Origin of the sequence: Nocardioides marmoriginsengisoli (assembly GCF_003725695.1) — a bacterium.
GTDB lineage: Bacteria > Actinomycetota > Actinomycetes > Propionibacteriales > Nocardioidaceae > Marmoricola > Marmoricola marmoriginsengisoli.
Map to the genome: position 1 here is coordinate 59219 of NZ_RJSE01000001.1, position 24760 is coordinate 83978.

The following is a 24760-nucleotide window of genomic DNA, read 5'->3' on the forward strand; positions in this document are numbered from 1 at the left end:
CGATCCGAGGGACCGGGCTAGAGGTCCAACTTGTAGCCCCACCCCCGGCAGGGACCGGAGCTACAGGTCCAGCTTGTAGCCCAACCCGCGCACCGTGGTCAGGTACTTCGGCTCGGCGGGGCTGGGCTCGATCTTCGCGCGCAGCCGCTTGACGTGCACGTCGAGCGTCTTGGTGTCGCCGACGTAGTCCGAGCCCCAGACCCGGTCGATCAGCTGGCCGCGGGTCAGCACCCGGCCGGGGTTGCGCAGGAACATCTCCAGGAGCTCGAACTCCTTGAGCGGAAGGCGGACGTCCTCGCCCTCGATGGTGACGACGTGCCGCTCGGTGTCCATCCGGACCGGGCCGGCCTCCAGCGTCTGCGGCGCCAGGTCGGGCTCGGCACCGCGGCGCAGCACCGCCCGGATCCGGGCGACGAGCTCGCGCGGCGAGTACGGCTTGGTGATGTAGTCGTCGGCGCCGAGCTCGAGCCCGACGACCTTGTCGACCTCGTCGTCCTTGGCGCTGACCATGATCACCGGGACGTTCGAGGTCTGCCGGATCTGCCGGCACACCTCGGTGCCGGGGATGCCGGGGAGCATCAGGTCGAGCAGCACGATGTCCGCGCCGGCCCGGTCGAACTCGGCCAGGGCCGTCGGCCCGTCGGCCGCGATCGCGACCTCGAAGCCCTCCTTGCGGAGCATGTAGGCGAGCGCGTCGCTGTAGCTCTCCTCGTCCTCGACGACGAGTACTCGGGTCATGACGTTGCCTCCGCTGTGGTTGTCCCCGGGCTGGGGTCGATGCTGGTCGTGGGGGTCTTGCGCGGCAGGGTCAGGGTGAACGTCGATCCCTGGCCCTCGACGGACCAGACCCGCACGTCGCCGCCGTGCGAGGCCGCGACGTGCTTGACGATCGACAGCCCCAGGCCGGTGCCGCCGGTGGAACGGTGCCGGGCCGGGTCGACCCGGTAGAACCGCTCGAAGATGCGGTCGATCTCGTTGGCCGGGATCCCGATGCCCTGATCGGTGACGGTGAGGTCGACGGTGGTCTCGCCGGGTCGCGCGCTGACCACGACGGACGAGCCCTCGGGGGAGTACGCCACGGCATTGGCGACGAGGTTGCCGATCGCGACCGCCACCTGCTCGCGGTTGCCGAGCAGCGTGAGGCCGCGCTCGCCGTTGTGCACCAGCGAGATGCCCTTGGCGCCGGCGTCGGTCGAGTTCTCGTCGATGGCGCGGCTGATGATCGCGTCCACCTCGACCGCGACCGGCTCGTCCAGCGGGTCGTCGCCCTGGAGCCGGGAGAGCTCGATGATCTGCTGCACCAGCCGGGCCAGTCGCTCGCTCTCGGTGTGCATCCGGGCGGCGAAGCGCTGCACCGCCTCCGGGTCGTCCTTGGCGTCGACGACGGCGTCGGAGAGCAGCCGGATCGCGCCGACCGGGGTCTTCAGCTCGTGGCTGACGTTGGCGACGAAGTCGCGGCGGATCGACTCGACCCGGCGCTCGCGGGTCCGGTCCTCGACCAGCGCCAGCACCAGCGTGGAGCTGAGCGGGGCCACCCGGGCGGTCACGTGCCGCGGCGGAATCCCCGGTGCGCGCTGCATCACGACCTCGGTCTCGCGGATCTGGCCGTCCCGTCGTACCTGCTGGACGAGCTCCTCGAGCTCCCGTACGGCGATCCGGCGCTCGCGCACCAGTCCCATCGCGATCGCCGGCGCCGACGCCTTGAGCACCTCGTCGCTCGCGTCGACCACGAGCGCGCTGCTGCGGAGGACCGACAGCACGGCCGCGACCCCTGGCGGAAGGGTCGGGTGGGTCGTCACCTTCGGGCGCGTCTGCGCCTCGCTGATCCGCCAGGCGAGGCCGACGCCGAGGCCGAGAGCCGCACCCAGGAGGGCGAACAGCAAGGCCTGGCTGGTGGGGTTCACACAGCCGATCGTACGCAGGGTTTCACCCAGTGTTTGGCCGTGCGCTGTGGCTTTCAGGGACTGTTCGCCCCCCGTTCACACATCGTCTCCCGTTGTTCACCAACCCGCTTTAGGCTCTGATTCATGCGCGATGCCTATGCAGACCAGCTCGACTCGATTCGGGACGACCTGCTCACGATGACCCGCCTGGTCGGGAACGCCGTCTCCCACGCCACCCGAGCCCTGCTCGACGGTGACGCCGGGGTGGCCGAGCAGGTGATCTCCGAGGACGCCGCGATCGATGCCCTCCGGGTGACGATCGAGAACCGCAGCTTCGAGCTGCTGTCGCTGCAGAACCCCGTGGCCGGTGACCTGCGGATGCTGGTCGCCTCGCTGCGGATGGTCAGCGAGTTCGAGCGGATGGGTGACCTCGCGGTGCACGTCGCGAAGATCGCCCGGCTGCGGATCCCCGACGTCGCGGTCCCTGACGAGGTGGTCCCGACGATCGCCCGGATGGCGGCCGTCGCCGAGGTGATGATCGCCAAGGTCGGTCACGTGATCGCGGACTCCGACGTCGCCGCGGCCGAGGAGCTCGAGCAGGTCGACGAGGAGATGGACAAGCTCCGCCGGTCCTCGTTCCGCGAGCTGCTCGGCTCGGACTGGAAGCACGGCGTCGAGCCGGCCGTCGACATCGCCCTGCTCGGCCGCTACTACGAGCGAATCGCGGACCACGCGGTCTCGATCGCCCGCCGCGTGGTCTTCCTCGTCACCGGCGAGCAGCCGACGTACATCGACTGAGCGAGGCCAACACGAGCTTGCTCGTGGTTGTGCCGAGCGAGGGAGTTTGTTGAGCGTAGCGATCACATCGACTGAGCGAGGCCAACGCGAGCTTGCTCGTGGTTGTGCCGAGCGAGGGAGTTGTTGAGCGCAGCGAGGCGTGCTGAGTCCTACTTGCCCTGGTTCGCCACCGCGGCAGCAGCAGCGGCCGCCGCCTCCGGGTCCAGGTAGCGCCCACCGGGGACGGTCGGGTGCATCGCGTCGTCGAGCTCGTAGACCAGCGGCATCCCGGTCGGGATGTTCAGTCCGGCGATGTCCTCGTCCGAGATCCCGTCCAGGTGCTTCACGATCGCGCGCAGGCTGTTGCCGTGCGCGGCGATCAGGACGACCTTGCCCGCCTGCAGGTCCGGAACGACCTCGCCGTCCCAGTACGGCAGCAGGCGCGCGATGACGTCCTTGAGGCACTCGGTGCGCGGCAGGTCGTCGCCGAGGTCGGCGTACCGGGGGTCGTCGACCTGGGAGAACTCGTCGGCGTCGTCGAGCGGCGGCGGCGGGACGTCGAAGGACCGGCGCCAGAGCATGAACTGCTCCTCGCCGTACTGGTCCTTGACCTGCTTCTTGTCCTTGCCCTGCAGCGCGCCGTAGTGGCGCTCGTTGAGGCGCCAGGAGCGGCGTACCGGGATCCAGTGCCGGTCGGCGGCGTCCAGCGCCAGGTGGGCGGTGGTGATCGCCCGGCGTTGCAGCGAGGTGTGCAGCACGTCGGGCAGCAGCCCCGCCTCGACGAGCAGCTCGCCGCCGCGGACGGCCTCGGCGCGACCCTTCTCGGTCAGCGCCACGTCGACCCAGCCGGTGAAGAGGTTCTTCGCGTTCCAGTCGCTCTCGCCGTGGCGGAGCAGGATCAGCGTCGCCATCACTCGGCGTCGGTCGAGGCGTCCGACTCGGCGGACTCCGACGTCTTGTCGTCCTTGGCCGGCGCCGGCAGCGGTACGTCGGCGTAGTCGCCCGAGGCGTCGACCACCGGGACGGTGAGCGTGACGGACGGGCCGGCGGAGAACGTGAAGACCAGCTTGACGTACTTGCCGGGCGTGATCGCGTCCGCGGCACCGGCGATGGTCAGCTTCGCCGGCGGCACCGTCTCGCCGGGCGCGCCCAGGTTGTTGTGGCCGTTGGCCGGGACCTCGAGGGTCTCGCCGCCGCCGGTCTCGCTGGTGATGCCCTCACCGGTGACCGGTCCGACCTGGACGACGTCGTCGGTCTTGTTGACCAGGGTGCCGGCGAAGGTGCCGGAGCCGTCGGTGCCGCTGACGATCACGGCGTTCAGGACGAAGACGTCCCCGGAGTGGTCGTTCACCCCGACCGCTGCCTGGTACACCTGGTCGGTCTGCGCACCGAAGCCGCACGCTCCGAGCAGGGGGACGAGCAGCACGGCGCCGATCGCGAGACGACGCCGGGTGGTGCTCTTCAGGACGGGGGGCTTCACGAGAACTCGGTCCTCTCGGAGGGCGTGCAAAACAAGGGGTGATGCGCGCAGCAGCCTACCGTCTCACTGACGCAGCCCGACGGTGAGCCCGGCCACGACGAGACCGGCGACCGCGGCGGCCGTGATGACGATCGTGACCAGCAGCAACCGGGGTGCGCCGATCCGCAGCGCGATCCGCAGCGGCAGGGTGCGGGCTCCGGACTTGTTGTCCGCGACCAGGTCTCCCAGCGTGGTCACGAAATGCACGCAGAACCCGACGGCGGCAGCCGCCCCGGTCACCGCCCAGGTGGGTGCCTGGTCGCTGCCGCTGCCCGACCAGGTGCCGTAGGACAGGAACGCCGGGATCAGCGCGAAGGTCAGCGTCCAGCCGACGAACGAGAACGCCGTCCGGTGCAGCCAGCGGTTGTGGATCCAGCCGATCGGGAGCGTCGCCAGCAGGGCGATCGCACTCTCGACGCCGTTGTACGCCGACAGCGGTACGGCGAGCAGCACCAGCACGATCATCCAGTAGCCCGCGCTGGCCGCCGGGACCTGACCTCCGGCGATCGGCTTGCCGGGAGTCTGGGCCCGGTAGTCGTGCTGCTGGTCGCAGAGGTCGTTGGAGATCCCCAGCGAGAGCTGGACGACGAGGACGGCCGCGGCCGCCATCAGGAGCTCCCGGGCCGGGCGCCCGTCGGCGGCGGCGAGGATCCCGACCACGGCAGCTGCGCACACCGCCTGCTTCGGGTGGGTCGTGCGCACCGCGTTCCTCAGTCGCTGTCCCGGGCCCGCCGAGGAAACCGCGTCATTCATGGGACGAAAACTATCCATACCGACCGGCTCGCGGGGAGCCCGACGCGGCGCGAACGGCTTCGGTCCTGTTCCGCGGACGCATACGTTCGAGGTCCCTGTCAAGCCCTCATTAGCGCTCTGACCTGCACAAACGCGAAATCGACTCGCGGTTCGGCGTGTTAGACTGGTCACCTTGAAAGGGGTTAACTGCAGATGACTTTCACCGTCGGCGAAACGGTTGTTTATCCAAATCACGGGGCCGCCATCATCGAGGACATCGAGATGCGCACCATCAAGGGCGAGGAGCGGGAGTACCTGGTACTCCGGATCGTGGCCCAGCAGGACCTGGTGGTCCGGGTCCCCGCCTGCAACCTCGACCTGGTCGGGGTTCGGGACGTGGTCGACAAGGAAGGACTGGACCGGGTCTTCGACGTGCTGCGCGCGATCGTCCCGGATGAGCCGACCAACTGGTCTCGGCGCTACAAGGCCAACTTGGAGAAGTTGCACTCCGGTGACGTGATGAAGGTGTCGGAGGTCGTCCGCGACCTGTGGCGTCGTGAGCGTGACCGCGGGCTGTCGGCCGGCGAGAAGCGGATGCTCGCCAAGGCTCGTCAGATCCTGGTCTCCGAGCTCGCCCTGGCTGAGCACACCAACGAGGACAAGGCGGAAGCCATCCTCGACGAGGTGCTCGCTTCCTAGAGGTCTCACCAGAACGCCCCCGGTCCAGCGACCGGGGGCGTTCTGCTTTCCGGCGGGCGCCGCCGGCACGCTCACGACGCTCGGCCTAGGGTGGGCGGGTGGACGAGGACGACGTGCCGGCCCTGGGCTGGGTTCCGCTCGAGGGGCGGGGGTCGCTGCCGTTCCTGCTGGTGCACGGGGAGTCGCTGGTCGCGGCAGCCTCGTGGGCTGTCGGCGAGGCGGGGGTCCAGCTCTTCGACGCCTCGGTCGACTTCGCGACGGTGCGCGCCTCCGGGCGACCGCTGCTGCTGCACGACCCCCTCTGCCCGCTGCTGCCGGCCGACTTCCTGGCCCGGGCCGTCGAGCTCGGCGCCGAGACCGGGCGGACGGTGGTCGGCTACCGGCCGGTCACCGACACCGTGAAGCGCCGGGACGGCGACCTGCTCGGCGCCACCGTCGACCGGGACGGGCTGCGGGCGGTGACGTCCCCGGTGGTGATCCCGCCGGCGGTGCTGGCCGAGCTCGACTCCCTCGATGCCGCGGACCTGCCGGAGCTGGTCGCGCGGCTGGCGTCGTACGGGGAGCTGGAGTGGCTCGAGGCTCCGGCGATCGGACGGCGGATCGGCTCGAAGGACGACCTGCTCGTGCTGGAGGGGCTCAGCCGCTCGCTGGCGTGAGCAGCTGACCGGCGAGCGCGAGGTCCTCGGCGAAGGTCACCTTCAGGTTGGTCGTCTCGCCGTCGACCGCGCGCACCGCGATCGTCGAGTAGCGCTCCAGGCAGGCGGCCGTGTCGGTGCCGCCGAACCCTTCCTCGGCAGCGGCGTCGTACGCGGCGAGCAGGGCCGGCGCGTCGAAGGCCTGCGGGGTCTGCACGGCGACCAGGTTCGCGGGCGCGAGGGCGCCGTCGCGGGTGCTGAGCCGGCCGGTCCCGACGGCGGGCACCGCAGCGCCGTGCTCGGCCGCGACGCCGATCACCGACCGGAACAGGTCGGCCGACGCCAGCGGCCGGGCGGCGTCGTGGATCGCCACCACGGCGACCTCGCCGGCCTGGATCCCGGGTCGCAGGGCGTGCAGCGCGCGGGCCTCGGAGTCGTGCCGCTCGGCGCCGCCGTCGACCAGCCAGACCTCCGGCTGGGACGCCTGTCCCGGCGATGCTCCGAGGTACGGGGCGAGGGCGGCGGTGACGTCGTCCCGGTCCTCGGGGCGCACCACCACGACGATCCGGTGGACGTTCTCCAGGGTGAGCGCAGTGCGCAGGCTGTGCGCGAGGACGGGCACCCCGTCCAGGGGGAGCAGGACCTTGTTGACCTCGGCACCGACCCGCCTTCCCGACCCGGCGGCGAGCAGCACGATCGCGATGCGCGGGCTCACAGGTGCGGGCGGATCAGCCTGATCAGCACGCCCGAGACCAGCTCGTCGCGCTCGAGCGGCAGCATGTGCCCCGCCTCCGGTACGACGGTCAGGACGGCTCCGTCGACGGCGTCGGCGATCCGCTGGCCGTGCGACGGCGGGGTCAGCACGTCGCGGGTGCCGACCAGCACGTGGGTGGGCACGCCGTCGAGCACCTTCAGGGCGTCGGTGCGCTCGTGCAGCATGCAGTTCTCGTAGAAGCCGACCATCGTCGCGGCGGGCGAGTTGATGATTCCCTCGACGGTCAGGGCGGCGTCGACCAGGCGCATCGGCTTGCCGAACAGGAACCGCCGGACGATCTGGCGCTCGATGATCGGCGCCCGGCGGCGGGCCTTCTGGGTCAGGGTGCGCGACCGGAAGGCGAGGATCCGCGGGATCTGCGCCTTGGCGAACGGCCCCATCTCCGGCAGGCCGAGGGTGACGGTGTCGAGCCGGCCGGACGAGGTGGCCACGAAGGCGGCGCCGACGACGCGCTGGTACACCTCGGGGCGCTGCTCGGCCAGCGCCATCATCGTCATGCCGCCGATCGAGTGCCCGGCGAGGACCAGGGCGCCCGGGCCGGCGTACGCGTCGATCACGTCGCCCATGTCGCGGCCGAGGTTCTCGATGGTGCAGTCGGCCTTCGGGGCGGCGTCGGACTGGCCGTGGCCGCGGTGGTCCCAGGTGACGATCCGGATCCGGTGCCCGAACTCCCGCTGCAGGTCGCGCACCTGGTAGTGCCAGTCGGCCTGGTTGAGCGTCCAGCAGTGCGCCAGGAGCACCGTGAGCGGCGCGTCCTCGGGCCCGTAGGTGCGCACGTCCAGGCGCAAGCCGTCGAAAGTCCTCATAGGATCCGAGTCTGCCTGCTCCGGCGCCTTTCGGGGAGCATTGTGAAGTATCTGACACACCGTGTCTCGGATACTTCTGGCCGTCCCTCGGGCCGCGCGGCGGCTACCGGGTGATCAGCGCGGTGGCGACGGCGGCGATCCCCTCGCCGCGGCCGGTGAGACCCAGGCCGTCGGTCGTGGTCGCCGACAGCGAGACCGAGATCCCGTGGGCCTCCGCGAGCGCCGCCTCGGCCTCGGCCCGGCGCGAACCCATCCGGGGACGGTTGCCGATCAGCTGCACCGCGACGTTCGAGACCTGCCACCCCGCCGCCCGGACCCGGACCAGGGTCTCGGCGAGGAGCGCGTTCCCCGCGGCGCCGGCCCACTCCGGCTCGGAGGTCCCGAAGTTGCTGCCGAGGTCGCCGAGGCCGGCCGCGGAGAGAAGTGCGTCGCAGACGGCGTGCAGGACCACGTCGCCGTCGGAGTGGCCTTCGGGACCCGAGGTCTCCGCCGGCCAATCCAGTCCGGCGATCCGCATCGAACGCCCTTCGACGAGGCGGTGTACGTCGGTGCCGATACCAATCCGGAGGTCCACGGAGATGATCATGCCCGGTCCTTGCGTCGATGGGCGACGATAGAGCCGTGAAGAGCACGCGACGGTCCCTGGCGCTGGCCGGGATCCTGACCGGAATCGCGGGCCTGGTGACCAGCCAGGCCACGGTCTGGATCGTCCAGGCGCGCAACGGGCCGGTCGAGGCGGTGGCGGCCCTGGTGCGGGACTACACCCCGGACGACCTGGCCCACTGGCTGATCGAGCGGGTCGGTCATGCCGACAAGCCGCTCCTGCTCAGCGGCACCGCGGCGATCCTGCTCGCGCTCTGCGCGTGGGCCGGCGTCGAGGCGCGGACCCGGCCGCTGCTCCCCGACCTGCTCTACTTCGTCCTCGCCGCACTGGGGCTGGGGGCGGTGCTCCGTCTCGACGACTCCACCGTCGGGTCGAGCTTCGCCGTGATGGTCGGCCTGGTGACCTGGATCGTGGTGCACCGGGTCCTTACGGCTCCGCTGGTCGCCGATGGCGAGCCGTCGCTGAGCGACGAGGCCAGGCGGACCTTCCTGCGGCGGGTGGGCGGCACCGCCGCGGCCGTCGCCGCGGCCGGGGTGGTCGGCGGCTTCAGCAGCCGGAGCCGGCGCCGGGTCGAGCAGGCGCGAGACCTCCTCCGGCTGCCGGTCCATCGGGGGGCCGTGCCGGCCGGTGCCGGCGTCGGGGTCTCCGGGGTCGCGTCCTGGCGGACCTCCAACGACCGCTTCTACCTGATCGACACGGCGTTCTCGAAGCCGACGATCACGCCGAGCGAGTGGCGGTTGCGGATCCACGGCATGGTCGAGCGGGAGCTGAACCTCACCTACAACGACCTGGTCGACCGGATGCTGCCGCCGGACCGGGGCGGCCGCGGCAAGCTCCTTGAGGACTGGATCACCCTGTGCTGCGTCTCCAACGAGGTCGGCGGCGACCTGATCGGCAACGCCTTCTGGTCCGGCGTGAAGATCAGCGACGTCCTCGCCGAGGCCGGGGTGAAGCCCGGCGCGAACGCGGTGCTGCAGACCTCCGACGACGGCTGGACCTGCGGCACTCCGCTGGAGGCGCTGACCGGCGACCGGAACGCGATGCTCGCCCTGGCGATGAACGGCAAGCCGCTGCCGATCGAGCACGGCTTTCCGGTGCGGATGGTCGTCCCGGGGCTGTACGGCTTCGTGTCCGCCACCAAGTGGCTGGTCGACCTGGAGGTCACCACGTTCGACGAGGTCGACGCCTACTGGACCCAGCGCGGCTGGGCGGAGAAGGGCCCGGTGCTGGCCCAGTCCCGGATAGACGTCCCGCGGGAGGGCGCGAAGACCGCCACCGGCCGGGTGTCGATCGGCGGGAGCGCCTGGGCCCAGCACCTCGGGATCCGCGAGGTCGAGTACCAGCTGGACGGCGGCGCCTGGCAGCGCGCCCGCCTCGGGGCCGCCCCGGACACCGATACCTGGGTGCAGTGGGCCGGCGACATCGACGTCGACGAGGGCCGGCACACCCTGGTGGTGCGGGCCACCGACAAGTCCGGCTACACCCAGACCTCGGTGCGCACCGACGTCATCCCGAGCGGCGCCACCGGGTGGCACACGATCGAGTTCGAGTCACGCTGACGCGTGGCGTCACCAGTTGCGGACGCCGCGCGGGCGCGTCGGCAGCGGGTGCGCCGCGTCGTGCACCACATAGGCCATCCCGTCGGACCCGCGCAGCCAGGCCCGCTCGAACTGGGCCCTGTCGTAGGTGCGCCGGACGCTTGCGTTCGTGGGCGCGGCCGGGTCGTTGACGATCGGGTTGCCGGCCGCGGTGAAGCCGGTGAGCACCAGCAGGTGGCCGGGGGTCGAGGAGATCGGAGCGCCGGCCAGACCGCCGCGGGCGAACCTGATCGAGAGCGTCAGCGGGATGCCGGCCCGGACGAACCGCTCGGCCATCCGCAGGTTCGCCAACCTGGTCACGAAGGCGTTGCCGGTCCGGGTCGCCGCGTACGCGGTGTTGAACGGCCAGTTGCCGGTGCCCTCGTAGGCGTGGTCGTAGGTCAGCCGAGCCAGGTGGTTGACGAACCGGTCGGCGTACCGGCGCGGCACCCAGGTGTACGTCGAGGCCGCCGGCAACCGCTTGAAGTAGCCGAGCACCATCGCCAGCGAGGTCGGTGAGCACCAGGCCTCGCCCCCGCCGCCGTACTGCGGCGCCTGGCCGCGGTGGGTCATCTGCGAGTAGCGCGGCACCGCCAGGCTGATCGCGGTCCGGCGCAGCGGCAGCGAGGTCGGCGGGACCGAGGTCGCCGGAGTCGAGGTCACCGCGCCGACCGCGGTGAGTACCGGACCGGACCTGCCCGGGGTGCGCATCAGCCGCACGGTCAGCCGGTACGACGACAGCGCCCGGCCGGTCGCGACCACGGTGTCGGTGGCGACCCGGGCCACCTTGTCGGACTGGCTGCCGGCGCTCGACCGCTTCAGGATCGCGTCGCCGGTGCTCCACCGGCCGAGGTCCTTGGCCGTGCTGACCTTGCCGGCGCCGTCGCGCACCTGCACCAGCACCTGGACCCAGGAGCCCGGCGGCGTGGTCGCGGTCCAGGACGGCACCAGCCGGGTGAAGGTGCGCGCCGGCGTCGTCCAGGCCGAGGACCAGGAGCCGTACTCGTAGGTCCGGCCGGCCCAGGTGCGGGTGGCCGTGCCGTTGCCGAGGCGGACCGCGCCGGAGCCGATGGCGGTGCCGGTCCGGGTGCCGCGCGCGAAGTCGGCGTCGCTGGTGGTCGCGGCGAAGCTGCTCGGGACGGGTGCCGTCGCCGTCAGCCGGGCGGTGTCCGCCGGTTGCGGCGCGAGCCGGTGCACGGCCACGCCGAGCGGGACGAGCACGAGGGCGGTCGTGACCAGGAGGACGACGACGCGCGGATGGCTGATCGCCCGAGCGAGCCGGGCGCGTGGATCGGGGAAGCGCACCTAGGAACCGTAACCCCATCTGTCACATAAGTGATCAATTTTCACATCGCCTTCGAGACAATAGACTCCTCCGGTGACCCTCAGGCTCTATGACACCGCCACTGGCGCGGTCCGCGACTTCGTGCCCCTGCACGCGGGCAAGGCCGGTATCTACGTCTGCGGTCTGACCGTGCAGAGCGAGCCGCACGTCGGGCACGTCCGCTCGGCGGTGAACTTCGACGTGCTGCGCCGCTGGCTCGGTGCCTCCGGGTACGACGTCACCTTCATCCGGAACATCACCGACATCGACGACAAGATCCTCACCAAGGCGGCCGAGCAGGGCCGGCCCTGGTACAACCTCGCCTACGACATGAAGCGCGAGCTCGACCGGGCCTACGACGACCTGCACGTGCTGCCGCCGACGTACGAGCCGGCCGCGACCGGGCACGTGCCCGAGATGATCGAGCTGATCGAGAAGCTGATCGGGCTCGGCCACGCCTACCCGGCGCCGGACGGTTCCGGCGACGTCTACTTCGACGTCCGGTCGTGGGCCGCGTACGGCGAGCTGACCCACCAGGGCATCGACGACATGGAGGCCGCCGAGGACGCCGACCCGCGCGGCAAGCGCGACCCCCGGGACTTCGCGCTCTGGAAGGGCTGGAAGCAGGCCACCGAGCCGGAGACCGCGTCCTGGCCGGCGCCGTGGGGCCGGGGCCGCCCGGGCTGGCACATCGAGTGCTCGGCGATGGCCGGCAAGTACCTCGGCAGCGCCTTCGACATCCACGGCGGCGGCGTCGACCTGCGGTTCCCGCACCACGAGAACGAGCAGGCCCAGTCCCGGGCCGCCGGTGGCGACTTCGCGTCGTACTGGCTGCACAACGCCTGGATCACCACGTCCGGCGAGAAGATGAGCAAGTCGCTCGGCAACTCGCTGCTGGTGCCCGAGGTGCTCAAGAAGGTCCGCGGCATCGAGCTGCGCTACTACATGGTGGCGGCGCACTACCGCTCGCACGTGGAGTTCTCCTTCGAGGCGCTGGAGGACGCGGCGATCGCGTTCCGACGCATCGAGAACTTCCTTGAGCGCGCGGAGCTGGCCGGGGTCGAGGCGGTCGACGCCGAGCTGCCGGAGGTGTTCCGGAACGCGATGGACGACGACCTCGGCACCCCGGCCGCGGTCGGGGCGATCTTCGACACCGTCCGGCTGGGGAACCGCCTCCTCGGGGCCGACGACCTCGAGGATCCGCAGGACGTCGCCGACCTCGCCGGGGCCGTCGGCGCGGTGCGCGGGATGCTCGCGGTTTTGGGTCTGGACCCGGCTGATCCACACTGGACGCAGGACGGGGGCGGTTCCTCGGAGCGGTTGACCCACGCCGTCGACGTCCTGGTACGCGGGCTGCTCGACCAGCGACAGACCGCACGCGCGGCGAAGGACTTCGCCGCCGCCGACCTGATCCGCGACCAGATCGCGGCGGCCGGCATCGAGATCGAGGACACCCCGGCAGGCCCGCGGTGGACCATGGAGAGTAGTAGCTGATGGCAGGGAACAGCTCCCGCAAGGGCGCGATCAAGAAGACCGGCAAGGGCAACCCGACGGCCGGTTCCGGCGGCCGGGTCAAGCGCGGCCTCGAGGGCCGCGGGCCGACCCCGAAGGCGAAGGACCGCCCCAACCACAAGGTCTACAAGGCGAACGAGCGCGCCGCCCGCGCCGACGCCAAGCGTCCCAAGCGGCGGGCGAAGCCGGGCGAGGCCGAGTGGATCGCCGGCCGGAACTCGGTCGTCGAGGCGCTCCGCGCCAAGATGCCGGTGGTGGCGGTGTACGTCGCCGAGGGCGCCGAGCGCGACGCCCGGCTGCGGGAGACCTTCCAGCTCACCTCGGACCTCGGGGTCTCGCTGATGGAGGTGCCCCGGGTCGAGCTCGACCGGATGACCGGCGGCGCGGTGCACCAGGGTCTGGCCGCCCGGGTGCCGGCGTACGAGTACGCGCACCCCGACGACTTCCTGGAGATCGCCGCCGAGCGCGGCGAGAAGCCGCTGATCGTCGCGCTCGACTCGGTGACCGACCCGCGCAACCTGGGTGCCGTGGTGCGGTCCGCCTCGGGCTTCGGCGCGCACGGCGTGCTGATCCCCGAGCGTCGCGCGGCCGGGATGACCCCGTCCGCGTGGAAGACCTCGGCCGGTGCCGCCGCCCGGATCCCGGTCGCCCAGGCGGTCAACCTGGTCCGGCAGCTGAAGGCCTACCAGGACGCCGGCTGCATGGTGATCGGTCTGGCCGCGGACGGCGAGGTGGCTCTTCCCGATCTCGACCTGGCCGACGGTCCGCTGGTGATCGTGGTCGGCTCCGAGGGCGACGGGCTCGGCCGGCTGGTCTCGGAGACCTGCGACCAGCTGGTCTCGGTGCCGATGAGCTCCTCGCTGGAGTCGCTGAACGCCGGCGTCGCCGCCTCGATCGCCTTGTACGACGTCGCCCAGAAGCGCCTCGGCTGAACGACTCCCGGAGCGGTAGAACCCATTGACTCGACTGATCTGAGAGACTTGGTCCATGCGAGTCACCGCCAAGTCCGACTATGCCCTCCGTGCGCTGATCGAGATCGCCCGTCGTGACGACGGTGCGCCGGTCAGCGCCGAGGAGCTCGGGCGACTGCAGGACATCCCGCACGGGTTCCTGCAGGCGATTCTCGCCGACCTTCGGCGCTCCGGCCTGGTGATCGCCCAGCGCGGCCAGTCGGGCGGCTGGCGGTTGAACAAGGACGCGGGGGACATCTCGGTCGCCGACGTGATCCGGGCGGTCGACGGCCCGCTGGTCTCGGTCTACGGGCTCCGTCCCGAGGCGGTGAACTACAACGAGTCGGCGGCCGTCCTGCAGCACGTCTGGATCGCCGGCCGGCATGCCCTGCGCGATGTCTTCGAGCAGGTCTCGGTGCGCCAGCTGGCGGACGGCAAGCTGCCCAAGGTGGTCACCAACCGGACCGCGGACGAGGACGCCTGGACCTCGCACTAGGGCACCGCTAGACCCGGACCTCCCAGATCCGGGCGCGGGGAGCGACGCCGCCCTCGCCGACGACGAGCAGCGGTTCGCCGCGCTCGATCTCGGGCAGCTCGGGGAGCTCCGACCCGTCCCGGGAGAGGCTGATCAGCAAGGTCTCGTCGGGGTGCTCGCGGAGGAACGCGACCCGGTCGGCGTCGACGTGCACCCAGCGGAGGCCGCCGCGCCGGAGCGCCGGGTGCTCCCGGCGCAGGTGCGCGAGCTCGGCGTAGACCTCGCGGGTGCGGGTCCTGAACGCCAGCGGCTCGTCCCAGGGCATCGTCCGCCGGGAGTCCTCGCCGTCGACGCCCTCCAGGCCGAGCTCGTCGCCGGCGAAGATCATCGGCACGCCGGGCAGGGCGAACTGCAGCACCGCGGCCAGGTGGTGCAGTGCGGCCGAGCCGGTCGTCGTACGGATCCGGGGGGAGTCGTGCGAGCCGAGGATGTTCCAGCTGGTCGCGGTGGCGCCCCAGCCGAAGCTCGCGGTGAAGGAGCTCATCGCGGTCACCATCGCGGTGCCGTCGCGGCGGGGCACGTCCACCGGGAGCCCGAAGCTGGGCACCGGACGCCGCGGGTCGCGCAGCCACTCCCAGATCGGGAACGAGAACCCGTAGTAGTTCATCGTGCCGTGCCAGCCGTCGCCGTCCAGGTCGCCGGTCGCGTCGTGTCCGTGCTCGGCGAGGACCAGGGCGTCCGGCCGTGCCGCCTCGGCGGTCCGGCGGATCTCCCGGGCGACGTCGTGGGCGATGTCGACGGCGCCGTGCCGGCCGGTCATGTTCGCCACGTCGATGCGCCAGCCGTCCAGGCCGAAGTCGAGCCACCGGGCGACCACCGCCCGGAACCGCTCGCCGAGCTCGGCGCAGGTGTGGTCGAGCTTGGGCAGGGTGCCGTGCCCCTTCCAGCCTTCGTGGCTGCCGTCGGCGGCGAAGTAGTAGAAGCCGCGCTCGGTGCTCGCCGGGTCGGTGACGGCTCGGCGGAACCACTCGTGGGTGTCGCCGGTGTGGTTGCTGGTCAGGTCGCCGAGCACCCGCAGCCCGCGGTCGTGGGCCGCGTCGATCAGGCGCCGGTACGCCGCGTCCCCGCCGAGCAGCGGGTCGACGCTGTCGAAGGTGCTGGCGTTGTAGCGGTGGTTGCTCTCGCCGGGGAAGACCGGGGTCAGGTAGATCGTGTCCACGCCCAGGGCGAGCACGTGGTCCAGGTGCTCGACGATGCCGTCGAGGTCACCGCCGTAGAACTGCAGCGGCGTGTGCGGCCCCTGGTGGATCGGGGGGTCTCCCCACTGCGCGGGCACCGCCCACTCCGGGATCGGGTGCTGGTCGGCCTGCGCGGAGCGCGCGAACCGGTCCGGGAAGATCTGGTAGACGACGGCCTCGCGACCCCAGGCCGGCGGGCGGTCGTACGCGCTGAGGGTGAAGTCGTGCGCGTCGGTGACGTCGTGGTCGAAGATCCCCGCCTGGTTGAGCCAGCGGAACGAGTCCTCGGCCACCAGCATGAAGCGGTACCGCTGCACCGGCTGGTGGATCCGTACGTCGGCCGTCCACCAGATCGTGTCGCCCTCGGCGGCCGCGGGCGTGCACGCGGTGAAGAACGGTTCGCCGTCCTCGACCGTGCGCAGCCAGACCGCCGTCAGCGGGCGGTGGACGCTGGAGCGGACCCGGACCCGCACGGGGCTGCCGAGCGGCGCGGACTCGGCGACGTACAGCTCGGAGCCGTCGTGGTGCGGTTCGTGCAGCAGCGGGTCCACGTGACCATCCTTCCTGATGCCGCCGGAGTTCTCCCGGCAACAACGGGACGGGCCGGCGTCGGTACGATGACGCCGTCGGCTTCTCGGTCGGCGCGCCGATGTAGCTCAGTTGGTAGAGCGCCTCTCTTGTAAAGAGGATGTCGCGGGTTCGACTCCTGTCATCGGCTCGGTCCTCGGGTTCCTGAGCCGGTACGCCGGTCCCGGCGTGCACAGGCGCGCCGAGTTGCCGCTTGTTCCACAGTCGGCTGCCTATTTGAGCCGATCTGCGCCGGTTGTCGTCCGCCACCCAGGGATGTTCGCAGGGTCTATCACGGCAGAACGATGCGCATCTAGGAACTCTGGACGGTCATTGTGCGCCGAATCCGGGTCGAAAGGGACCAAATTTCCTGGGAAACGCCCTGGTGTACAACGCTGCGACGGTTGATGTTCCCTCGGTTCTTCAGGCAACGGCGGCAACTGGAGTGCGGAGCGGATGGCTCAGACCAAGAACCAGCAGCGGGCGGCGGACGCCGTCGCCGCATGGATGGCGCACCTGGAGTGGAACAACACCCAGCTGGTGGCCGCGACCAACGCCGATCCCGGCACGATCGGCGACTTCCTGAACGGGAAGCGCTGGCCGAAGATCGGCACGCAGGGCCGGATCGAGCGAGCTCTCGGCTGGCCCGCGGGCACCCTCCGGACGATCGCGGCCGGAGGCCCGGCGCCGGATCCGGCAGCGACTGTCGGTGGTCAGGGCAAGGATCAAGATCCGTACGACGATGCCGTGCGGTTCCGCCGGCCCGACGGGCTCACGGACCTGCAGTGGCAGCGGATCAAGTCCGAGGCGCAGGGATTCATCGAATGGCAGATCGAGAAGACGGTTCGCGGCAGCTGAGCTACGACCCGCGCGCGGACATCGCGCGCCGGCACCCGGACTGGATCGTGGGCACCGGTGACCTCGGCGGGCTGATCCCCGAGGTCCTCTGCCCGGTCCGGCGGGTGATCCTGCTGGAGCGGTCGCTCAGCCCGGTGGTCCGCCGCTGCTCGCTGGCGCACGCGATCGCGCACATCGACCTCGACCACACCCACCCGGTGACGGGGCACTACGAGAACCGCGAGGAGGCGGCCGCCAACGTCCTGGCGGCCCGCCGGCTGATCCCGTTGCGGGACTATGCCGCCGCGCTGACCTGGACCCGGGAGCCGGCGGAGGTCGCCGCCGAGCTGGTCGTCGACGCGGCGACCCTGCGGGTCCGGGAGTCCGGGCTGACCACGGCCGACCGCCGGACCATCCGCGGCCTGCTCCGGCGCTGCGTTCGCGAACCCGCCTGAGGTCGCCGTCGAGGTCAGCGGATCCGCTCGACCTCGAACTGCAGCCGCGGGTGCGCGTAGGTCTCCTGGGACTCCACCAGCAGCAGCTCGCGGGACTCGGCGCGGAGGGTGTTCTCGAGCAGGTCGAAGACGCTCGACGCCGTCCGGGCGAGCGCCGTCGCCGGGTCGCTGGTCAGCAGCTGCGCGGCGAACAGCGCGGCCGTCACGTCGCCGGACCCGTTGGCCTTCATCGGCAGGCGCGGGGTCCGCAGTTGCCAGGCTCCGGTGCCGTCGACGACGAGCAGGCCGATCGTGTCGGCCGCGGCGGTGTCGGTGCTGACGCTGGTGACCAGGACGGTCTCCGGGCCGAGGGAGCGGGCCGCGTCCGCGGCGCTCAGCACCTGCTCCAGGCTCGGGGCGTCGTCGCCGGCGAGACCGGGGCGGCCGGTGAGCTCGCCGAGCTCGAACTGGTTCGGCGTGATCAGGTCGGCGACCGGCACCACCTGGTCGCGGATCAGCGGCGGGATCGCCGGGTCGACGAAGCAGCCGCTGGTGGCGTTGCCCATCACCGGGTCGCAGGCGTACCGGGCCGAGGGGTTGGCCCGCTTCACCTTCTGCACCGCCTCCAGGATCACCCCGGCGATCTCCGGGCTGCCCTGGTAGCCGGAGAGCACCAGGTCGACGTCGGCCAGCACGCCGCGGTCCTCGATGCCGGCGATCACCGCGGCCACGTCGGTCCCGGCCAGGACCGGCCCGCGCCAGGCGCCGTACCCGGTGTGGTTGGAGAACTGGACGGTGAAGACCGGCATCACCTCGTGGCCGAGGCGTTGCAGCGGGAAGACCGCGGCGCTGTTGCCGACGTGGCCGAAGGCGACCGCGGACTGGATCGAGAGGATGCGCATCCCCCGATCCTCCCACCGGGACCTTCGGGCACATTTGCGAGACCCCGTGGTCCGCTCTCGACGGCCAAACTAGAACTTGTTACATTTATGCGGCCCGGGGTGACCGGGCTCACCGTCGCGGATGAATGAGGGAACCATGGCTAAGAAGCGGTCCAGCGAAGCCGACTACGTCGTCGTCGGATCCGGCAGCTCGGGCAGTGCACTCGCCGGCCGGCTGGCCGAGGCGGGCCACAGCGTGATCCTCCTCGAGGCGGGCAAGAGCGACGAGAAGTTCCTGGTGAAGAAGCCCGGGATGATCGGCCCGATGCACGCCGTGCCGCAGATCAAGAAGACCGTCGACTGGGGCTTCTACTCGGTGCCGCAGAAGCACATCCTCGACCGCAAGATGCCGGTCCCGCGCGGCAAGGTCGTCGGTGGCTCCAGCTCGGTCAACGGCATGGTCTACGTGCGCGGCAACCGCGCCAACTACGACTCCTGGGCCGCCGAGGGCAACGAGGGCTGGGACGCCGACTCGGTCAACGACGCCTACAAGCGGATGGAGAGCTACGACGGCGGCGAGGACGCGTACCGCGGTCGCACCGGCCCGATCCGCATCTCCAAGAACAAGGCCCCGCAGGAGGGCACGCACCAGTTCATCAACGCGGTCTCGAACGCGCTCGACGTCCCGATCAACGACGACTACAACGGAGCGTCGCAGGAGGGCATCTCCTACATGCAGCAGAACGCCGTGGACGGTCTGCGCTACAGCGCGTCCCGCGGCTACGTGCACAACCTCGCGCCGGCCACGCTGGAGCTGCAGTCCGAGGTGATGGTCGACAAGGTCGTCATCGAGAACGGTCGCGCCACCGGCGTGAACGTGACGGACAAGAACGGCTCCAAGCGGACCATCCGTGCCGGCAAGGAGGTCATCCTCTCGGCCGGGTTCGTGGGCTCGGCCCAGATCCTGATGCTCTCGGGCGTCGGCCACGCGCAGCACCTCAAGGACCACGGCATCCAGGTCGTCTCCGACCTCCCGGTCGGCGACAACCTCCACGACCACATGTTCCACGCGATGACGTTCCACACCACGTCGACCAAGATGAAGGGCAGCCCGGCGTTCTTCGCCAAGGGCATCGCCAAGGAGGTCCTGCGCCCGGGGACGACGTTCCTGGCGAACTCGGTCTTCGAGTCCGTCGGCTTCGTGAAGACCTCGCACTCGGTCAACGGCGTGCCGGACCTGCAGCTGCACATGCTGCCGTGGTCCTACGTCTCGCCGAACCAGGACGAGCCGATCATGCACGACGTCGACCCGCGGACGGCGATGACCGTGCTGGTCTCGCTGATCTACCCGCGCAGCCGCGGCACGCTCCGGCTGGCGAACACCGACCCGACGTCGACGCCGCTGATCGACTACAACTACCTCGCCGAGACCAGTGACCTGGACACCCTCCTCGAGGGTTCGGAGATGACCCGCGCGATCATGGCCGACCCGGCCTTCGGCGGGCACGTCAAGGAGGAGATCCACCCGGGCATCGCGCTCCAGGGCAGCGACCTGCGCAACGAGATCCTCAACCGGGCGACCTCGATCTACCACGGCGTCGGCACCTGCCGGATGGGCGTGGACGAGCTCTCCGTCGTCTCCCCGGACCTCAAGGTCCGCGGTGTCGAGGGGCTGCGCGTCGCGGATGCCTCGATCATGCCGAGCATCACCGGCGGCAACACCAACGCCCCCGCGATCATGATCGGCGAGAAGGCCGCGAGCATCATCCTGGGTCGTTAGGCGACCAGCAGGGAGCGCTTGCTCAACCCCATCCAGTAGCCGTCGATCACCTGGTCGCCGGGGGCCTCGGGGTCGAGGGCGGCACCGAGGGTGACGAAGAGCGGCGTGTAGTGCTCGACGGTGGGGTGCGCGTAAGGCATCCCCGGAGCCTTGGTCCGGTACGACGCCAGCTCGTTCACGTCCCCGCGGGACAGCGCCTCGGCGGCCCAGTGGTCGAAGTCGACCGACCAGCCGGGCGCGGCAGCGTCGATGCTGAAGTCGCGCAGGAATGGCAGCCCGTGGGTCAGGAAGCCGGAGCCGATCACGAGCACGCCCTCGTCGCGGAGCTCGCGCAGCCGGCTGCCGAGGGTCAGCAGCTTGTAGGGGTCGTGGGTCGGCAACGACATCTGCAGCACCGGGATGTCGGCCTCGGGGTACATGATCGTCAGCGGCACCCAGGCGCCGTGGTCGAGCCCGCGGCTGGCGTGCTGGTGGACCGGCTCGGTGTCGGGCATCATCGCGGCGATCCGCTGGGCGAGGGCGCTCGCGTCCGGGGTGTCGTAGCGCATCCGGTAGTACTTCGCGTCGAAGCCGCCGAAGTCGTAGACCAGCTCGGTGCCGGGACCGGAGGCGCTCAGCGAGAGCGGCGCCGACTCCCAGTGCGCGCTGACGATCAGGATCGCCTTCGGGCGCGCCATCGTCGAGGCCAGGTCGCGCAGCTGCCCGGACCACACCGGGTCGTCGAGCAGCGGCGGTGCACCGTGGCCGATGTAGAGGGCAGGCATCCGGGTACTGGTCTCGCTCATGCGATCCAGAGTAGTTCAGGATTCAACTAAAATCAAGAGGCAGGTCCTGCGTCAGGGCAGGCTCCAGTCGACCGGTTCGCCGCCCTGGGCGACGAGCAGGTCGTTGACCGTGCTGAACGGCCGCGACCCGAAGAAGCCGTTGCGGGCCGACAGCGGGCTCGGGTGCACGGACTCGACGCACGGCACCTCGCCCAGCCGGGGGCGGAGCTTGCGGGCGTCGGCTCCCCAGAGGATCGCGGCGAGCGGACCGCCACGGGCGGCCAGCACGTCGATGGCACGCTCGGTCAGCGGCTCCCAGCCCTTGCCGCGATGGGCGTTCGAGACGTTCGGCGCCGTGGTCAGGGTCCTGTTCAGCAGCATCACGCCGGCGTCGGCCCAGGCGGACAGGTCGCCGTTGGTCGGCGGCGCGACACCCAGGTCGGAGATCAGCTCCTTGTAGATGTTGACCAGGCTCGGCGGCAACGGCCGGACCTCGGGCGCCACCGAGAAGCTCAACCCGACCGGGTGGCCCGGGTTCGGGTACGGGTCCTGGCCGACGATCAGCACCTTCACCTCGGCGAGCGGCCGCTGGAACGCCCGCAGGATCAGGTCGCCGGCCGGCTGATAGCCCCGGCCCGCGGCGACCTCCGCGCGCAGGAAGGTCCCCATCCGGGTGAGGTCCTCCTCGACCGGTGCCAGCGCCTCGGCCCAGTCGGCGGCCATCAGCCCGCGGGCGGCCAGGTCGGCGAGCGCGCTCATCGCCAGGGCTACTTCTTCTCGAGCAGGAACGCGAGCTTGTCGGCGACCGCGGCGTGGTACTCGTCGTACGGGTGGAAGGCGAGGGCCTTGCCCGGGATGTTGGCCTGGCCGTTGACCCAGGGCGAGTCCGAGCAGACGTCGTGGCCCTTCGACGCCGTGTACATGTCGACGTAGTCGACCCGGGTACGGCGGGCAGCACGCTCCATCGCGTCGTTGACGTCCTTGAGCGCCTTCCGGATCCGGTCGAGCGCCTCGTCGGGCAGCGGCATCTGCTCGGGGCAGCCGCCGGTGTCGGGCATCATCCGCGGGTAGCCGATCAGCACGATCCGCGCGTCCGGCGCCTTCTTGCGGATCTTGGTCAGGTCGCCGGCGACCTCGCTACCGATCGTCCTGACGGCACCGTCGATGAAGCCGTCGGGCTTGGAGAGGTACTTGGTGCAGGCCGCGGTGATCTTCCCCTGGTACGGCAGGCAGGTGTAGAGCAGGTAGAAGGAGAGGCCGGTGTCGTTGAGCCCGATGCCGAGGGTCACCAGCTTGGTGTCCTCGTTGACCGCGTCGAGCTGCGGCGGGTTCGAGCCGCGCTTGTTCGCCGGGTACTGGGTCGTCTCGAGCGCGGCCGAGGTCGCGCCGGCGCAGGCGACGTTCTTGAAGTCGGCGATCGAGAGCCGCTCGGCCAGCAGGTTCGGGTAGTCGTCGTTCGAGCGCAGGCAGGCGGCGTGGGTGACCGGGCTGTCGCCGGCGACCGCCGTGTAGGAGTCGCCCAGGGCGACGTAGCTGTCGATGTCGCCCGGCCGGGTGTCCGGGTTCTTCTTCGCGCAGCCGGAGGCGACCAGCGCCAGGACGACGAGCAGGGCGGCGCCGGCGCGGACGGTGGTGCGGCGCGTCCGGTGGCGTGGGAGGTCAGTCATCGGATCCATGGCACCTCATTATTGCCGGGGGGTGGTCAGCGGGAGCGGACCTGGTCCGCGATCGCGGCCGCGACGGCCGCCTGCTCCGCGGCGCGCGGGTGGTAGGCCTTCGACTTGCCCTTGACCGACTTGAACCCGTTGACCCAGGGGTCGTCCGAGCAGGCGGAGTGGTTCGCGGAGATCGCGGCGACGTTGACGTACGCCGAGCCGGTCTGCTGCGCGGCCGACCGGAGGGTGTCGTTGACGGCCTTGAGGACCAGGGTCGCGGCGTCCAGCTGGGCCGCGGAGACCTTCGGGAGCTTGGCGCAGCTGTCCCCGGTCGCGACGATCTGCGGGTAGCCGACCAGCACGATGTAGGCCTTGGGCGCCTTGTCCTGCAACGTGCGGACCGCTGAGGTGAGGTCCTCGCCGTACAGCTTGAGCTGGGTCTGCACCGGCTTCGGCAGCACCTCGTCGGGCCCGCACGGCAGCTCCAGGCACATCCGGAACATCACGTTGATCAGGTCGCGGTCGGTGATGCCGATGCCGAGGGTCACCAGGTCGGTGTCGCTGGTGACCGCGTCGATCTGGGCCGGCAGCTCCTTCTTGGTGGCGGCCGCCTTGTACTTGTGCGCCAGCGCGCGGGTGCCGGCGCCGGTGCAGGAGACGTCGGTGACGGTGTTCGCGCCGATCGCCTTCGCCACCTGGACGGGGTAGTTGTTCGCGGTCCGCAGGCAGTTCGCGTCGGTGACCTTGCCCAGGTACGGCCCGGCGGCGAAACCGTCGCCCAGGGCGACGTAGTTGCTGATCGAGGTCTTGGGCTCCTCCCGGTCACCGCCGCCGCCGAAACCGCCGGCACCGCAGCCGGAGAGGATCAGCAGGGCAACCAGGAGCGGCAGGCCGGCGGCCCGGCGGACGCGGCGGCTCATCGCTTCTGGGCCAGGTCGCGCGAGGAGCTCGAGGAGAACCGGCGCTCGCGGTTGGAACCGATCGCCGAACGATCCGGAGCGACGTCGGAGGCCTTCTTCGCTGCTGCCTTCTTCACGGGTGCCTTTCGGGGAGCGGCCTTCTTGGCGGGGGACTTCTTGGCGGTCGCCTTCTTGGCGGCCTTCTTCGCGGGCTTCGTCGCCTTGGCGCCGGGGGTCCGCTGGGCCGGGACCCGGTCGTCCGGCGTGGAGTACTGGGTGATCCACTCGTCCATCACCACCCAGGTGGTGTGCCGGGCGGCACGGCCGGTCAGCATGCCGAGGTGGCCGCCGGGGACGATCTCGAAACGGACCTCGTGGGCGTTCGCCAGCAGCGGCACGATCGCCTTCACGGCGGGGATCGGCGCGATCCCGTCCGTGTTGCCGGCGAACACCAGCACCGGTGCCTTGACGGCGGCCAGGTCGATCTGGTGCCCGGACAGGTTCACCTTCCCGGTGTTCAGCTGGTTGTGCTTGAGCATCCGGTGGTAGAGCTGCCCGAACGTCCGGCCCGGGTAGGCGATCATGTTCGCGGTGAAGCGGTCGACGGCCTCGATCTGGGCCAGCCACTCGGCGTCGTCGAGGTGCTGGAGCGTGGCGATCGGCTTGGTCAGGATCTTGGTGCCGCTGCTGAGCTGGAAGGCGCGGCGGACCAGCGGCTTCGGCGCGCCGCCCATCGCCCGGTAGACCCGGGTGACGATGCCGCCGTCGGTCAGCTTGAGGATCGGGCGCAACGGCGCCACCAGGGGCACCTCGCGGACGTCGAACGGGGAGCCGACGATCGTGAGCGAGGCGATCGGCAGCTTGTTGTCCGACGCGGCGGCGAGCGCGGCGAAGATGCCGCCGAGGGACCAGCCGATCACGTGCACCGGACGGCCGCCCGCGTGCGCGCTGACCTCCTTGATCGCCTCCGGAACGACCTCGTCGACCCAGTGCTCCATGCCGAGGTTGCGGTCCTTGAACGAGATCTCGCCGTACTCGACCAGGTACGTCGGCCGGCCGGCCTTGACGAAGTGCTCCACCAGCGAGCAGTCCCGGCGCAGGTCGAAGCAGATCGCCGGTGCCGCGAGCGGGGTGACCAGGAGGATCGGGTCCCCGGTCGACTTGACCTGCTTCTGCGGCCGGTAGTGGTAGACCTCGCGCAGCGGCCCGTCGTCGATCAGCGTTCGGGGCATCGGACGCAAGTCGGCCAGCCCGCCGTAGAACACCTTGTGGGCGACGTTGCTGGCGGCGGAGGCGACCTGGTCCGGCTTCGGGATCAGATCCATGGACGAAAATTACCAACAATGCCCTCATTCCGAGGTACGTCCGGTGAATGGGACTCGGAAGGAGGCGTCGTACGGACCATGGACACGGTGCCGTCGGGAGCGATAGGACGAA

Annotated in this window: 26 protein-coding genes and 1 tRNA gene; 11 read left to right on the forward strand and 16 right to left on the reverse strand. The window is 70.9% G+C overall.

What is annotated here, in order from left to right:
- Positions 1–60: 60 nt before the first annotated feature.
- Both EFK50_RS00315 and EFK50_RS00320 read right to left on the reverse strand, forming a co-directional pair.
- The gene (locus tag EFK50_RS00315) at positions 61–738 is read right to left on the reverse strand and encodes a response regulator transcription factor (protein ID WP_123225556.1); all 678 of its coding nucleotides are present in this window, start codon (positions 736–738) and stop codon (positions 61–63) included.
- A complete protein-coding gene (locus EFK50_RS00320) occupies positions 735–1904 on the reverse strand; it encodes a sensor histidine kinase (protein WP_123225557.1) in 1170 nt (389 codons plus the stop codon). Before EFK50_RS00320 ends, EFK50_RS00315 begins: the two co-directional genes overlap by 4 nt.
- A 123-nt stretch (positions 1905–2027) precedes the next feature.
- Here EFK50_RS00320 and phoU point away from each other — a divergent pair, with 123 nt between their 5' ends.
- The gene (gene phoU / locus EFK50_RS00325; RefSeq protein WP_123225558.1) at positions 2028–2681 is read left to right on the forward strand and encodes a phosphate signaling complex protein PhoU; all 654 of its coding nucleotides are present in this window, start codon (positions 2028–2030) and stop codon (positions 2679–2681) included.
- 149 nt (positions 2682–2830) lie between these two features.
- Here phoU and EFK50_RS00330 read toward each other — a convergent pair whose 3' ends face one another.
- The 3 genes from EFK50_RS00330 to EFK50_RS00340 form a co-directional block, all read right to left on the reverse strand.
- Positions 2831–3574: a phosphoglyceromutase gene (locus tag EFK50_RS00330; RefSeq protein ID WP_221177221.1), complete on the reverse strand. Its 744-nt coding sequence runs from the start codon at positions 3572–3574 to the stop codon at positions 2831–2833.
- On the reverse strand, positions 3571–4140 hold the full coding sequence (locus EFK50_RS00335) for a hypothetical protein (protein WP_123225560.1): 570 nt from the start codon (positions 4138–4140) through the stop codon (positions 3571–3573). The genes EFK50_RS00330 and EFK50_RS00335 overlap by 4 nt, the downstream gene beginning before the upstream one ends.
- A 63-nt stretch (positions 4141–4203) precedes the next feature.
- Positions 4204–4881: a UbiA family prenyltransferase gene (locus EFK50_RS00340; RefSeq protein ID WP_183407626.1), complete on the reverse strand. Its 678-nt coding sequence runs from the start codon at positions 4879–4881 to the stop codon at positions 4204–4206.
- A 243-nt stretch (positions 4882–5124) separates the two neighbouring features.
- Here EFK50_RS00340 and EFK50_RS00345 point away from each other — a divergent pair, with 243 nt between their 5' ends.
- Together EFK50_RS00345 and EFK50_RS00350 are read left to right on the forward strand one after the other, a co-directional pair.
- The gene (locus tag EFK50_RS00345) at positions 5125–5610 is read left to right on the forward strand and encodes a CarD family transcriptional regulator (protein ID WP_123225562.1); all 486 of its coding nucleotides are present in this window, start codon (positions 5125–5127) and stop codon (positions 5608–5610) included.
- A gap of 98 nt (positions 5611–5708) precedes the next feature.
- A complete protein-coding gene (locus tag EFK50_RS00350; RefSeq protein ID WP_123225563.1) occupies positions 5709–6266 on the forward strand; it encodes a 2-C-methyl-D-erythritol 4-phosphate cytidylyltransferase in 558 nt (185 codons plus the stop codon).
- Here EFK50_RS00350 and EFK50_RS00355 read toward each other — a convergent pair.
- From EFK50_RS00355 to ispF, 3 genes are all read right to left on the reverse strand, one after another.
- The gene (locus EFK50_RS00355; RefSeq protein WP_123225564.1) at positions 6247–6960 is read right to left on the reverse strand and encodes an IspD/TarI family cytidylyltransferase; all 714 of its coding nucleotides are present in this window, start codon (positions 6958–6960) and stop codon (positions 6247–6249) included. The genes EFK50_RS00350 and EFK50_RS00355 overlap by 20 nt on opposite strands.
- A complete protein-coding gene (locus EFK50_RS00360) occupies positions 6957–7826 on the reverse strand; it encodes an alpha/beta fold hydrolase (RefSeq protein ID WP_123225565.1) in 870 nt (289 codons plus the stop codon). Before EFK50_RS00360 ends, EFK50_RS00355 begins: the two co-directional genes overlap by 4 nt.
- 103 nt (positions 7827–7929) lie before the next feature.
- Entirely contained in the window at positions 7930–8400 is a 471-nt protein-coding gene (gene ispF / locus EFK50_RS00365) for a 2-C-methyl-D-erythritol 2,4-cyclodiphosphate synthase (protein WP_221177229.1), read from the reverse strand.
- 47 nt (positions 8401–8447) lie between these two features.
- Here ispF and EFK50_RS00370 point away from each other — a divergent pair, with 47 nt between their 5' ends.
- The gene (locus EFK50_RS00370) at positions 8448–9989 is read left to right on the forward strand and encodes a molybdopterin-dependent oxidoreductase (protein ID WP_246003960.1); all 1542 of its coding nucleotides are present in this window, start codon (positions 8448–8450) and stop codon (positions 9987–9989) included.
- Positions 9990–9998: 9 nt separating this feature from the next.
- Here EFK50_RS00370 and EFK50_RS00375 read toward each other — a convergent pair whose 3' ends face one another.
- On the reverse strand, positions 9999–11312 hold the full coding sequence (locus EFK50_RS00375; protein WP_123225568.1) for a C39 family peptidase: 1314 nt from the start codon (positions 11310–11312) through the stop codon (positions 9999–10001).
- A gap of 73 nt (positions 11313–11385) precedes the next feature.
- On the opposite strand from EFK50_RS00375, the gene cysS reads away from it, so the two are divergent.
- From cysS to EFK50_RS00390, 3 genes are read left to right on the forward strand one after another with little or no spacing between them, the layout of a single operon-like run.
- Positions 11386–12825 (forward strand): cysteine--tRNA ligase, encoded by a 1440-nt coding sequence (cysS, locus tag EFK50_RS00380; RefSeq protein ID WP_123225569.1) that lies wholly within the window; start codon positions 11386–11388, stop codon positions 12823–12825.
- On the forward strand, positions 12825–13775 hold the full coding sequence (gene rlmB / locus EFK50_RS00385; protein WP_123225570.1) for a 23S rRNA (guanosine(2251)-2'-O)-methyltransferase RlmB: 951 nt from the start codon (positions 12825–12827) through the stop codon (positions 13773–13775). Before cysS ends, rlmB begins: the two co-directional genes overlap by 1 nt.
- A 55-nt stretch (positions 13776–13830) precedes the next feature.
- Positions 13831–14289: an RrF2 family transcriptional regulator gene (locus tag EFK50_RS00390; RefSeq protein ID WP_123225571.1), complete on the forward strand. Its 459-nt coding sequence runs from the start codon at positions 13831–13833 to the stop codon at positions 14287–14289.
- 7 nt (positions 14290–14296) lie between these two features.
- Here the strand turns inward: EFK50_RS00390 and EFK50_RS00395 are convergent, their stop codons facing one another.
- Positions 14297–16057, reverse strand: coding sequence for a glycoside hydrolase family 13 protein (locus EFK50_RS00395; protein WP_221177222.1), 1761 nt, complete (start codon positions 16055–16057; stop codon positions 14297–14299).
- A gap of 94 nt (positions 16058–16151) precedes the next feature.
- Between EFK50_RS00395 and EFK50_RS00400 the strand changes: the two genes are divergently transcribed.
- The 3 genes from EFK50_RS00400 (at position 16152) to EFK50_RS21970 (ending at position 17365) form a co-directional block, all read left to right on the forward strand.
- A tRNA-Thr gene (locus tag EFK50_RS00400) sits at positions 16152–16224 on the forward strand.
- A 305-nt stretch (positions 16225–16529) separates the two neighbouring features.
- Complete coding sequence (locus tag EFK50_RS21965; protein WP_183407627.1) at positions 16530–16931, forward strand: hypothetical protein; 402 nt, start codon at positions 16530–16532, stop codon at positions 16929–16931.
- Positions 16898–17365, forward strand: coding sequence for an ImmA/IrrE family metallo-endopeptidase (locus tag EFK50_RS21970; protein ID WP_183407628.1), 468 nt, complete (start codon positions 16898–16900; stop codon positions 17363–17365). The genes EFK50_RS21965 and EFK50_RS21970 overlap by 34 nt, the downstream gene beginning before the upstream one ends.
- A gap of 14 nt (positions 17366–17379) precedes the next feature.
- Here the strand turns inward: EFK50_RS21970 and pdxY are convergent, their stop codons facing one another.
- Complete coding sequence (pdxY, locus tag EFK50_RS00410; protein WP_123225573.1) at positions 17380–18246, reverse strand: pyridoxal kinase PdxY; 867 nt, start codon at positions 18244–18246, stop codon at positions 17380–17382.
- 136 nt (positions 18247–18382) lie between these two features.
- On the opposite strand from pdxY, the gene EFK50_RS00415 reads away from it, so the two are divergent.
- Entirely contained in the window at positions 18383–20005 is a 1623-nt protein-coding gene (locus EFK50_RS00415; RefSeq protein WP_123225574.1) for a GMC family oxidoreductase, read from the forward strand.
- Here the strand turns inward: EFK50_RS00415 and EFK50_RS00420 are convergent.
- The 5 genes from EFK50_RS00420 to EFK50_RS00440 are packed head-to-tail and all read right to left on the reverse strand — an operon-like array spanning position 20002 to position 24648.
- The gene (locus EFK50_RS00420) at positions 20002–20790 is read right to left on the reverse strand and encodes a dioxygenase family protein (protein WP_123225575.1); all 789 of its coding nucleotides are present in this window, start codon (positions 20788–20790) and stop codon (positions 20002–20004) included. The genes EFK50_RS00415 and EFK50_RS00420 overlap by 4 nt on opposite strands.
- A 51-nt stretch (positions 20791–20841) precedes the next feature.
- Positions 20842–21528 (reverse strand): uracil-DNA glycosylase, encoded by a 687-nt coding sequence (locus EFK50_RS00425; RefSeq protein WP_123225576.1) that lies wholly within the window; start codon positions 21526–21528, stop codon positions 20842–20844.
- 8 nt (positions 21529–21536) lie between these two features.
- Positions 21537–22436, reverse strand: a complete 900-nt coding sequence (locus EFK50_RS00430; RefSeq protein WP_183407629.1) for an SGNH/GDSL hydrolase family protein — start codon at positions 22434–22436, stop codon at positions 21537–21539.
- Positions 22437–22471: 35 nt separating this feature from the next.
- Positions 22472–23344 carry an SGNH/GDSL hydrolase family protein gene (locus EFK50_RS00435; protein ID WP_123225578.1) on the reverse strand — a complete coding sequence of 291 codons (873 nt, stop codon included), beginning with the start codon at positions 23342–23344 and terminating at the stop codon, positions 22472–22474.
- Positions 23341–24648: an alpha/beta fold hydrolase gene (locus EFK50_RS00440; RefSeq protein ID WP_123225579.1), complete on the reverse strand. Its 1308-nt coding sequence runs from the start codon at positions 24646–24648 to the stop codon at positions 23341–23343. The genes EFK50_RS00435 and EFK50_RS00440 overlap by 4 nt, the downstream gene beginning before the upstream one ends.
- Between the last annotated feature and the right edge of the window lie 112 nt (positions 24649–24760).